Origin of the sequence: Pseudomonas emilianonis (genome assembly GCF_023072625.1) — a bacterium.
In the GTDB taxonomy this organism is placed as follows: domain Bacteria; phylum Pseudomonadota; class Gammaproteobacteria; order Pseudomonadales; family Pseudomonadaceae; genus Aquipseudomonas; species Aquipseudomonas paraveronii.
In genome coordinates, this window is the sequence record NZ_JAKNRV010000020.1 from 21314 (window position 1) to 33124 (window position 11811).

General features: G+C 60.5%; 8 protein-coding genes and 2 tRNA genes. 1 reads left to right on the forward strand and 9 read right to left on the reverse strand.

From position 1 onward, the window contains the following. Window positions 1-185: 185 nt before the first annotated feature. The 5 genes from L9Z73_RS04560 to L9Z73_RS04580 all read right to left on the reverse strand — a co-directional run bounded on the left by L9Z73_RS04560 (window position 186) and on the right by L9Z73_RS04580 (window position 5714). A tRNA-Met gene (locus tag L9Z73_RS04560) sits at window positions 186-262 on the reverse strand. Between the two features lie 175 nt (window positions 263-437). Beyond that, window positions 438-1562, reverse strand: a complete 1125-nt coding sequence (locus L9Z73_RS04565) for an ABC transporter permease (protein WP_247396817.1) — start codon at window positions 1560-1562, stop codon at window positions 438-440. 1 nt (window position 1563) lies between these two features. After that, on the reverse strand, window positions 1564-4305 hold the full coding sequence (gene rbbA, locus L9Z73_RS04570; RefSeq protein ID WP_247396819.1) for a ribosome-associated ATPase/putative transporter RbbA: 2742 nt from the start codon (window positions 4303-4305) through the stop codon (window positions 1564-1566). Between the two features lie 2 nt (window positions 4306-4307). Continuing rightward, on the reverse strand, window positions 4308-5351 hold the full coding sequence (locus L9Z73_RS04575; RefSeq protein WP_247396822.1) for an HlyD family secretion protein: 1044 nt from the start codon (window positions 5349-5351) through the stop codon (window positions 4308-4310). A 286-nt stretch (window positions 5352-5637) separates the two neighbouring features. Beyond that, window positions 5638-5714 (reverse strand) — tRNA-Met (locus L9Z73_RS04580). Between the two features lie 283 nt (window positions 5715-5997). On the opposite strand from L9Z73_RS04580, the gene dinB reads away from it, so the two are divergent. Then, a complete protein-coding gene (gene dinB / locus L9Z73_RS04585) occupies window positions 5998-7056 on the forward strand; it encodes a DNA polymerase IV (RefSeq protein WP_247396823.1) in 1059 nt (352 codons plus the stop codon). Window positions 7057-7139: 83 nt separating this feature from the next. Here dinB and L9Z73_RS04590 read toward each other — a convergent pair whose 3' ends face one another. The 4 genes from L9Z73_RS04590 to L9Z73_RS04605 all read right to left on the reverse strand — a co-directional run. After that, the gene (locus tag L9Z73_RS04590) at window positions 7140-8093 is read right to left on the reverse strand and encodes a hypothetical protein (RefSeq protein ID WP_247396824.1); all 954 of its coding nucleotides are present in this window, start codon (window positions 8091-8093) and stop codon (window positions 7140-7142) included. Between the two features lie 20 nt (window positions 8094-8113). Beyond that, complete coding sequence (locus L9Z73_RS04595; protein WP_247396825.1) at window positions 8114-9829, reverse strand: proline--tRNA ligase; 1716 nt, start codon at window positions 9827-9829, stop codon at window positions 8114-8116. 208 nt (window positions 9830-10037) lie between these two features. Beyond that, window positions 10038-11570 (reverse strand): AmpG family muropeptide MFS transporter, encoded by a 1533-nt coding sequence (locus L9Z73_RS04600; protein WP_247396826.1) that lies wholly within the window; start codon window positions 11568-11570, stop codon window positions 10038-10040. A gap of 43 nt (window positions 11571-11613) precedes the next feature. Beyond that, a partial coding sequence (locus tag L9Z73_RS04605; RefSeq protein ID WP_247396827.1) for an MGMT family protein occupies window positions 11614-11811 on the reverse strand: 198 nt, incomplete at its 5' end.

The following is an 11811-nucleotide window of genomic DNA, read 5'->3' on the forward strand; positions in this document are numbered from 1 at the left end:
TTAACGCGGATCACCGGATGCGGCGACTGCGGCCATTGGTCGTAGAAGGATTAAGCCTAGCGTGCGATGAAATGGACTCCACGAACCGTCTACGGTTTCATGAAAGATGCCATGCCATTGTTTCAGAAGAACTTTTTTGCCGGATACAAAAAAGGCCACTCTTTCGAGTAGCCTTTTTTGATGTTTGGTTGCGGGAGCCGGATTTGAACCGACGACCTTCGGGTTATGAGCCCGACGAGCTACCAGACTGCTCCATCCCGCGTCTGTGGGCGGCATTCTACAGCCAAGCGGCGGGGTGTCAACCATTAATGGGGCGATGGGTCAAATAAGTGTGAATTGACCGTTGAATCTCGACTATGTGGGGTAAGTGCGCGTAAGGGAAAGGCTTTTTGTCGGACAATCGTCTCGACCTAAAACAGGCCGGTACAAGAAAAGGCTTACCGCAAGGTCGCAACGGACTGACGGAACAGCAGCAAACTCGCCGCGAGAAACGTCACGCCCATCACCAGGACCGTCACGAACTCTTTCCAGACGATGTCGAGGCCCGCGCCTCGATACACGATCGCCTGCATGAAGCTCACATAGTGCCGCGACGGGAAAAACCACGTCACGTACTGGACCCATTGCGGCTGGCTCTCGATCGGCGACATGCCGCCCGACAGCATCATCATCGGCATTACGGCCATCATCATCAGCAGGGCAAATTGCGCCATGGTGCGGGCGAGGGTGCCAAGGAAGATGCCGATCGCTGCCGTGGCGAAGATATAGATGAGGGTGCCGAGCAGCAGGACACCGCGCGAGCCGGCAATCGGAACGTCGAGGAGACCCTCGACCACGAATAACAGCGAGCAGATGAAGCCGACGAAGATCACCAGCCCGCTCGACCATACTTTGGCGAGCGCTATCTCGAAGGCCGTCAACGGCATCACCAGCAGGTGCTCGATCGTGCCGTGCTCCCGCTCGCGCAAGAGCGCCGCGCCGGTCAGGATAATGATCAGCATCGACAACTGATCGGCAAGGCCGACGATCGCGCGGAACCAGGATTGTGTGCCGTTGGCATTGAACGCGCGGCGGATGACGAGATCCGAGGAGAGCCCGGTGGTTTGCGCCATCTCCTGTCGGTAGCGCGTGACCTCTTCGCTCACCATGTTCTGGATATAGCCCGACCCCAAGGACGCCTGCTGGACTGCGGTGGCGTCTGCGTTGACCTGGACTTCAATATCGCGCCCCTTGCGCACATCCGCTTCAAAGCGCGGAGGAATGACGACGACGAGGGTGTAAAGGCCGTTGTCCATGCCGCGATCGATGTCGGCGGCGCTGATCATTTTGGCCGCCTGGAAGTACGGGGGATAGAACAGCCCGGCAATCGATCGCGACAGGCTGGAGTTGTCCTCGTCGACGATCGCCACGGAGGCATTGTTGACGGTCTCGCCGGCTCCGGTCGACTGCATATAAATGCTGAGGCCGAAGGAATAGATGATGAAGAGGATCATCATCACGTCCTTCGAGAGGGTGCGCAGATCTTTGACGCCGAGCCAGAAAATGTTGGAGAGACTCTGCATCTTATTTCTCCTGTTTGCGCAGGAGCAGCGCGGACAGCAATAAGAAGGCCGGGCAAAACAGGGTCAGCGCCAGCAGGTCGTTAACCATGTCGGTGAAGCCAAGTCCCTTGGTGAACGCTCCGACACTCATGTGCATGTAATAGCTCGTCGGCCAGAGGTACCCCATGAGGCGAGCGCCGCCCTCAAGCGTCGAGACGGGTTGCATCATGCCGGAGAACTGCATGGTCGGCAGCATCGACAGCACCGCTCCGGCGAACACCGCTGCGACCTGGCTCGAGGTGAAGGTCGAGATGAACAGCCCATAACCGGTGGCCGCCGCCACATAGAACAGCGCGCCCAGGGTCAGTGCGAGACCGTCGCCCTTCAGCGGAACATCGAAGATGAATAGCACGGTCGCGGTCATGATGAAGAAATTGATCATGCCGACGCCAATATAGGGCAGTTGCTTGCCGACCAGGAACTCCAGGCGCGTCGTGGGTGTGGCATAGAAGTTCGTGATCGTGCCGATCTCCTTTTCGCGGGCAACGCTGACCGCTGTGAGAATGGCGAGAAACATCATGAGCAACATCGCCGGCACGGCCGGCCCGATCGCATAGATGCTCTCGGCCGTCGGGTTGTAACGGTTGCGGATCACGATGCTGGTCGTTGGTTTCGTGCTCGCTACGTCGCTGGACTGCCGTTTTCTCTCTTCGGCGAAGAGATTGTGCGCCGATTCCACGTAACCCTCGATGGTGGCGGCGCGCGAGGTGTTGGCGCCGTCGATCCAGGCCGACACCTGCCAATCCGAGCCGCGCTTTACCAGGCGCCCGAAGCCAGGAGGAATTTCGAGGGCCAGTGTGATGTCGTTCGACTTCAGGCGCCGTTGCATTTCGTCGACACTGTGGATCGGCGTCTTTTCGATGAAGTATCGAGAGCTCGAGTAATTGGCGAGATAGGCTCTGCTCTCTGGCGTGTCGTCGTGGTCGAAGGCCGCATAGGTGAGATTGGTCACATCGCTGGAGACGCCGAAACCGAAGATCAACAGCATGATGAAGGAGCCAAGGAAGGCAAAGGCAAGCCGCACCGGATCGCGTACAAGCGACAACGTCTCGCACTTGGCAAAGGCGAGCAGGCGGCGCAGCGGCATGAAGGTCGAGCGGCTGGGCGACAACGTCGCCGCATCCTGCTGGGTCTGCGCTTCGGCATCGGCCACGGGGGGCGCGGGCGTAGACGGCTCGGCAGCCTCGATATAGGCGATGAACGCCTCTTCGAGGTTCGCGCTGCCCTTGGAGGTAATGACGTTTTGCGGCGTGTCGCAGACGAGGACACGACCCGCATGCATCAATGAGATGCGGTCGCAGCGCATTGCCTCGCTCATGAAATGCGTGGAGACGAAGATCGTGACATTGCGGGTTCGCGAGAGGTCGCCGAGCAAGCGCCAGAATTCATCGCGCGCCAACGGATCGACGCCCGAAGTGGGCTCGTCAAGGATCAGCAACTCGGGATCGTGCACGATCCCCACGGCCAGCGAGAGGCGCTGGCGCACACCGAGCGGCAGCGAGTTCGCTTCGGTGTCGGCATAGTCGACAAGGCCGACATCGACTATGAGCTTGGCGATACGCTCGTTAGCCTGGTCCGGGGCCAGATGAAAAAGGCGCGCATGCAGACGCAGGTTTTGCCGCACGGTGAGTTCGCCATAGAGCGAGAACGATTGCGACATGAAACCGACGCGCTGGCGGACCGACAGGTCGTTGGCATCGACAGGTTTTCCGCACACCTCGGCCTCCCCCTCGCTCGGTGCCAGTAGTCCGGTCAGCATCTTCATGGTCGTGGTCTTGCCGCTGCCGTTCGAACCGAGGAAGCCGAAGATTTCTCCGCGCTCGATGGCGAAGCTGACGTTATCGACCGCGGTGAAGCTGCCGAAGCGGCGCGTCAGATTCTTCGCAACAATGACCGGCGCCTCGGTGCTGGGTTTGCGTGGCGGAATGACGAATCGCAGTGACGTCGATTTTTGCCCCGGCTGCAGGGCGGCAAACACCGCTTCCATGTCTTGCTGGCCGGTCTTCGCGCGCAGCTCATCCGCGGTGCCGCAGGCAAGCACGCGTGCGTGATCCATCGCGATGAGCCAATCGCATTGGCCCGCTTCGTCCATATAAGCGGTGGAGATGACGACACTCATCGTCGGACGCTCGCGCCGCAGTTCGCTGATCAGGTCCCAGAACTGTCGGCGTGACAACGGATCGACGCCGGTCGTCGGCTCATCGAGAATGAGCAGGTCGGGGTCGTGAATGAGCGCGCAGCACAGGCCGAGCTTTTGCTTCATGCCGCCCGAGAGCTTTCCGGCAGGTCGATCGAGAAACGGCAGCAAGCCGATCGCCGCCGCCAGACGCTGTGTGCGTGCTTCACGTTCCGACGCGGACAGACCGAAGAGGGTGGCGAAGAAGGCCAGGTTCTCGCGGACGCTGATCTCCTGATAGAGGTTTTTACCGAGTCCTTGCGGCATATAGGCAATGCGTGTGCAGACGGAGCGGCGATGCCGGGCACTGCTCATGCTGCCGCCGAGGACCTCGACCGATCCGGTCTGCATCTTCCGCGCGCCGGCGATCAGGCCGAGCAGCGTGGACTTGCCGGCGGCGTCAGGGCCGATGATGCCCGTCATCAAGCCGCTCGGCAGTTCGAGCGATACATTGTCGAGCGCTCGAACCTTGCCATAGGTATGGGTCGCGTTGGAAACCTCGGCGATCAGCGATGCGCGGGCCTCCATTGTTAATCCTCGGCATCAACAGGATCGCCCTGAATGCGTTTTTGCAGGTTGTCCGGCCAATTGGGCGGGTTCGGATCGAGGCGCACATAGCCGATGCCGCGGGTCCCCGTTTTCACTTGGTTGAGGTGGCGCGCGATGAGGCTTGGCGGGATGCGCAGCTTGACCCGGAACATGAGCTTGTCGCGCTCGCTGCGCGTCTCGACCTGCTTGGGCGTGAACTGAGCGTCCGGCGACACGAAACTTACTTTGGCCGGGACGGCGAAGTCAGCGCCGTCGAACACAATTCGCGCGGCCGACCCGATCGTTACGCGCATGGCCTGTTCGGAGGGGAGATAAATCTCCATGTAGATCTCGGACAGGTCGATGATCGTCAGCACCTTTCCGCCCGCCGAAACGACTTCCCCAGGGTTGATGAGGCGATAAAGAACACGCCCCTGCAACGGCGCCACAAGAATGGTGTCGGCGATCTGGGCGTCGGTCTGATCAACCAGGGCTTGTGCGGCCACGACCGACCGCTCGCGCGCGGTCACGGTCTTTTGTGCGGCGTCGAGAACGGCGCGCGCAGAATCGCGTTCGCCCTGTGCCTCATCGCGGTTGTCCTCACTGATCGCCCCGGTGACGACCAGCTTGAGGGCTCGGCGCAGCTTTGCTTCCTTGAGGGTCAGTTCCGCCTGTCGTTGCACGACCGTCGCCTTTGCCTCGAGCATCGAGGCTTCCTCGGACGCCACGTCGGCAGCATATTTGGCGCGTTGCGCTTGCAGCTCCGTGGTATCGAGGCGGGCGAGCACCTGGCCTTCGGTGACGAGATCGCCTTCCCGGGCCAGCACCTCGCGCACGCGTCCGGCCAACTTCGCGGCGATGTCGACTTGGTCGGATTCGATGCGACCGTTCCCGAATACAATGCCCTCAGGCAACTTGCCCTGCTGGCTCTGCCACCAGTACCAAGCGCCGCCGGCGCCGGCTGCCAAGACGATGACAAGGATCAGAAAAATCCTTGCGGCACGCCGCCAAGACCACTTTGCATCGTTACTCGGGCTGGCCGTCATGATCCGATCCTTGAACGTGGGGGCGTGAGGGTCGATTGAGGCGCACACATGCACCTGTCGGGCGGCGAGACGCAAACGCGATCACGTTGTTGCTGGTGAATACCGACGTTTGCCCATCGTGGTAGACGTTACCAATCGAGGGCTGCACATAACGTTGATCTTTGTCAAACAATCGAGCTGAAACCGGGCGCGGCCATCGTCCTCAGTCTTCAGTCGTTAAAGTCGACACAAACGAAAACACCGCCGCGACGGTTAGGTCGTGGCGGTGATTGACGTGTACTTAAAGTGGTTGCGGGAGCCGGATTTGAACCGACGACCTTCGGGTTATGAGCCCGACGAGCTACCAGACTGCTCCATCCCGCGTCTGTGTGTCGGCATTCTACAGCGGAACGCAGGGGTGTCAACCTATCAATCGAAGAAAAGCGCTTGTGGTTCAATCGCTTACCTCTCCATCAAGGTTTTGGAAAGGGCTGCGGGCCAGTCGGGCCGAGGCTTTCAGCTCTATTGGTAGGCTGATTTCGATTGAGAAAATAAATCTACCTGGGCTATTTCCTACCGCTTGCGCGGAAGATTCAAACTACTGGTGCTATATACAGGTGTGAGTGCGATACTGACCGCCCGTTGGATTGCACTCCCTTCTATATATATGACGCAGCGCAAAATCATCCATGTCGACTGTGATTGCTTCTACGCCGCCATCGAGATGCGCGATAACCCGAGCCTGGCACAAAAGCCCCTGGCGGTGGGCGGTTCGGCAGATCGGCGCGGCGTGATTGCCACCTGTAACTACGAAGCGCGGGCCTACGGGGTGCGCTCGGCCATGTCGTCGCGTCATGCCTTGAAGCTCTGCCCGGACCTGACCATCGTCAAGCCGCGCATGGATGCCTATAAGGAAGCGTCGAAGGAAATCCAGAGCATCTTTCGCGACTACACCGACCTGATCGAGCCGCTCTCCCTGGATGAGGCCTACCTGGATGTTTCCGACAGCCCGCATTTTGGCGGCAGCGCCACGCGTATCGCCCAGGACATTCGGCGCCGGGTCTCCAATCAATTGCATATCACCGTGTCCGCCGGTGTGGCGCCCAACAAGTTTCTGGCCAAGATCGCCAGTGACTGGAAGAAACCCAACGGCTTGTTTGTGATCACTCCGGACCAGGTCGAAGACTTTGTGTCGATACTGCCGGTAAAAAAACTGCACGGCGTGGGCAAGGTGACCGCAGACAAGCTGGCGCGCATGGGGATCGAAGACTGCCTGCAATTGCGCGAATGGAACAAGCTGGCGCTGGTGCGCGAATTCGGCAGTTTTGGCGAGCGGCTGTGGAGTCTGGCCCGTGGGATAGATGACCGCGTGGTGCAGAACGACAGTCGCCGGCAATCGATCAGTGTGGAAAACACCTACGATGTGGATCTACCAGATCTCTCAAGTTGTCTGGCGAGACTGCCCGAGCTGATGGAAACCCTGGCTGGGCGTATAGCGCGCATCGACAGCAGTTACCGCGCGGGTAAGCCGTTCGTCAAAGTGAAGTTTCATGACTTTACCCAGACCACCCTGGAGCAGGCGGGGGCAGGGCGGGACCTGGAGAGTTATCAACAACTGATGACCCAGGCGTTCAATCGCGGTGGCAAGCCGGTGCGATTGCTGGGGATTGGGGTGCGGTTGCTCGACTTGAGCAGCGGTAACGAACAGCTCGAGCTCTCGTGGTAGACCCGGAAACAAAAATGTGGGAGGGGCGGTGCGACGATTCGACTTGCCCCCTCCCACATTAGCCCTTTAGTGCTCCTGAGGGCTCAGCGCGCGCCAGGATCTGCGACGAGTCGCCCCGCATCCTTGGTCAGCGCTTGCAGGAATTCCTGCTGCAACTCCGGATCATTGCGGGTCAGTTCGATCAGGCTCTGTTCCAGTTCGCTGGCTTCTTCCTCCAGGCCCAGCTCCGACAGGCGCTTGACGCGGTGGACCCACTGGCTGACTTCGTCGTCTTCCAGGTCGTCGTAGATCAGTCTGTGGGCTTCCAGCAACTTGCCACGCAGTGTGTTGCTCACGGCCAGGGTCGAGTCCGAATGCACGTCGTCCTGGCTATCTTCCACGCTGATCTTCAAGGTGCTGATGCGGTTCAGATCCTGCTCGGCGAACGGGCTGTCCAACAGGTTCAGGCGCAGTACGCCGTTGCGGTCGGTGGTCAGTTCATACACTTGCTTGCCGGCGGTGACCTGTACCGGGCGCTCGCTCCAGGGCAGGCTCGAATACTCCACACGCTTGTCGCGCTGGACTTCATCGATCCCCGCCAGGTTCTGTTGCGCGCGCCCATGGGATTGCACGTTCATGAACGGGTTGAGGCCGTCGATGCCGTAGCTCAGCCAATCGTGCGTCATGCTGGTCGGCAGGTTGCCGAGGGCGAAGATATTCGCCACGTTGGCGCCCGCGCCTGCCACCAACGCGACTGCGCCCAGCGGCAGCTCATAGAGTTTGCGCCAGGGCTGGTAGGGGGTGTAGCGGTCGTAACGACGGGTGACTTCGAATTCGGTGACCTCAAAGGTCTTTTGCTCGTGAATGCGAACCCGGCGTTGCGGCAGCTCCAGCACTTTGGGTTCGCCTACATCGATCTGCAGGCTGTGGTCGAGCAATTTACGCTCGACCCGCTCCTCGTGCTCACTGCGTTGCGACATCTGGTTGGCGCAGCCGCTGACCAGCAGGGCGCCGCACAAGGCGGCGCCCCCCAGGGCTCTGGTGTTTCGCTTGAACATGACTTCTCTTGATCTGGTTTTCAGCGACGAATACGCGCCTGAAGGAAAGACAGCACGTCAGCCACCGGCAACGGTTGGGCTTCGGCTTCGGTCCGGCTCTTGTATTCCAGATTGCCATCAGCCAGGCCACGGTCGCTGACCACGATCCGGTGCGGGATGCCAATCAGTTCCATGTCGGCGAACTTGATGCCTGGGCTGGTTTTCTTGTCGCGGTCATCCAGCAACACTTCAAAACCGGCGGCCGTCAGTTCGGCGTACAGCTTGTCGGTGGCTTCACGGACCTGCTCGGTTTCATAGCGCAGCGGCACCAGGGCTACCTGGAACGGCGCCAGGGCGTCACTCCAGATAATGCCTTTCTCGTCGTTGTTCTGCTCGATGGCAGCGGCAACCACGCGCGATACGCCAATGCCGTAGCAACCCATTTCCAGGGTGATCGGCTTGCCGTTTTCGCCCAGCACTTCGCACTTCATCGCCTTGCTGTACTTGTTACCCAGCTGGAAGATGTGCCCGACTTCAATGCCGCGCTTGATTTCCAGGGTGCCCTTGCCATCCGGGCTTGGGTCACCGGCGACCACGTTACGCAGGTCGGCCACGGTCGGCACCGGCAAGTCGCGCTCCCAGTTCACGCCGAAGTAGTGCTTGTCGTCGATGTTCGCGCCGATACCGAAGTCGCTCATCAGCTCGACCGAACGGTCGATGATGATCGGCAGCGGCAGGTTCAGCGGGCCCAGGGAACCGGCACCGGCGCCAATGGCGTCGCGCAGTTCGGCATCGGAGGCCATGACCAGCGGGCTGGCCACGCCAGGTTGCTGGGCCGCCTTGATCTCGTTGAGTTCGTGGTCGCCACGGATCACCAGGGCGATCAGCTTGCCGGCTTCCTCGGCGTGAACGATCAGGGTCTTGATGGTCTTTTCAATCGGCAGATTGAATTTTTCCACCAGCGCCGCGATGGTCTTGGTGTCCGGGGTGTCCACCAGGCGCAGCTCTTCAGCCGGCGCTGGACGGGAGGTTTCCCGTGGCACGGCTTCGGCTTTCTCGATGTTCGCCGCGTAGTCGGAACCGTTGCTGAACACGATATCGTCTTCGCCGGACTCGGCCAGTACGTGGAACTCGTGGGAGCCGGCGCCGCCGATGGAGCCGTTGTCCGCTTCAACCGGGCGGAATTTCAGGCCCAGGCGCGTGAACACGTTGCAGTAGGCGGTGTGCATGCGGTCGTAGGTGACCTGCAAGGACGCCTGGTCGGCGTGGAACGAATACGCATCCTTCATGATGAACTCGCGGCCGCGCATCAAGCCGAAGCGTGGGCGGATCTCATCACGGAACTTGGTCTGGATCTGATACAGGTTGAGGGGCAGCTGTTTATAGCTGCTCAACTCGTTGCGCATCAGGTCGGTGATGACTTCTTCGTGGGTCGGGCCAGCGCAGAAGTCGCGGCCATGACGGTCCTTGAAGCGCAGCAATTCCGGGCCGTACTCTTCCCAGCGCCCGGATTCCTGCCACAGCTCAGCCGGTTGGGTGCTCGGCATCAACACTTCCAGAGAACCGGCAGCGTTCATTTCTTCGCGAACGATTGCTTCAACCTTGCGCATCACCTTCAAGCCCATGGGCAACCAGGTGTACAGGCCAGAAGCCAGCTTGCGGATCATACCGGCGCGCAGCATCAGTTGATGGCTGATCACGACCGCGTCGGAAGGCGTTTCTTTCTGTGTGGCGAGCAAATATTGACTGGTACGCATGGTAGGCCGTTGTCGGTTGCTTGGACTTGAAGTGACTTGGGATTGTACGGGCGCTGGCTGCTGGAGTACAGGCATCAGAATGCAGAGGCGGATGTGGGAGGGCGCTTGCCCCCGATGCAAGCAACTCGGTGCTTCAGTCACACCGCGATGATCCTGTCGGGAGCCAGTCGAATCGTCGCGCCGCCCCTCCCTCATTGAACGAGTTGTTTCAGTCTTCTGCCGGCGGGTTCAAGCGAATCCGCCGGTTTTCCTGAAACCAATGCAGCGCAATCAGCAGCAACGTCGGCACGCCCAGCATGCAGGTGATCAGGAAGAAGTTGTGATAGCCGAACTTCTCCACCATCACCCCCGAATACCCGCCGATCAGGCGCGGCAGCAACAGCATGATCGAGCTGAGCAACGCGTATTGGGTGGCGGAGAACTTGAGGTTGGTCAGGCTCGACAGGTAGGCGACAAACGCCGAGGTGGCGAGGCCTGAGCTGAAGTTATCCATGGAGATGGTGAAGATCAGCATCTGCAGGTCCGGGCCCATGTCGGCGAGCACCACGAACAGCAGGTTGGTGCCGGCCGAGGCGATGCCGCCGATGAGCAGGATCGGGAGGATGCCGAAGCGCACAATCAACAGGCCACCCATGCCGGCGCCGAGCAGCGTCATGATCAAGCCGAATATCTTGCTGACCCCGGCGATCTGGTCCTTGGTAAAGCCCTGGTCGATATAGAACACGTTGGCCATCACGCCCATCACCGTATCGGACATGCGATAGGTGGCGATCAGCCCGAGCAGCAGCAGCGCCTGCCAGCGGTAGCGCAGAATGAAGTCGTTGACCGGCGTCAGCACCGGCGCCAGGCCTCGGCGGCCCATGGCCGACAGGCACAATGCCGTCAGGGTGATATAGAGGATGGCGCGCAGGAAGGCGCGGTCTTCCATCAACAGTTCCCACAGGCTTACGCCGTGGAACAGCACGCTGGCGAAATCGGTGTTGTACAACTGGGTGAACATCGCCGGCACCGACACCAACAGCACAATCAGTACAAACACCGACATCAATTGGTGCATGAAGCTGTAGCGCCCCGCCTGCAACTGGGTCCGCAGTGGCACATTGGGCTCGCGCATAAACAGGGTGGTCAGCAGCGCCGGGATCATCAGTGCGCCGAACAGCACATAGGTGCCGGTCCACGCCGAGTGTTTATAGTTGAAACCGGTAGAGCCAAAACCTTCGGCAAAAAACAGCGCGCCGGCCGTGGCCAGCAGGGCGGCGATGCGATAGCCGGACATGTAGCTGGCGGCCAGGGCAGCCTGGCGGCTGTCATCGGCGATTTCCAGGCGATAGGCATCAACCGCAATATCCTGGGTGGCCGAAGCGAAGGCGACGATCACCGCGATAGCGATCAGCCAGGACAAATGTTTTTGCGGGTCGCAGAACCCCATGCCGATCAATCCGAGGATCACCAGCGACTGGGCCAGCACCAGCCAGGAGCGACGACGTCCGAGTTTGCCGAGCAGCGGCAGGCGCCACTGGTCGAGCAGTGGCGACCACACCCATTTGAAGGCATACGCCAAACCGATCAGGCTCGCATAGCCGATGGTCTCGCGGGCCACACCGGCCTCACGCAACCAGACCGAAAGCGTCGAGAACACCAACATGTAAGGCAAGCCGGCGGCAAAACCGAGCAACAACAGCACTAACGTCGAGGGGCTGGCATAGGCGGCGAGCGCGGCGCGCCAGGTTTTACGGGGCATGGGCTGGAGTCTGCCTCAGATTCACGGAAACAAAGCGCGCACTCTAACCGCTGTGCTCTACCGGGCGCCAGCCATGGCGCTGAATATCCACGCGGTTGTTCAGGATAACGACACCTTCGCTGCGTAAACGCGCACGTTGTTCGTCGCCTGAGGCGCTGCCCACCGGCAGGCTTATCCGACCACCGGCACCCAGCACGCGGTGCCAGGGCAAGCGCGTGTCTTCGGGCAGTTGGCTCAGCGT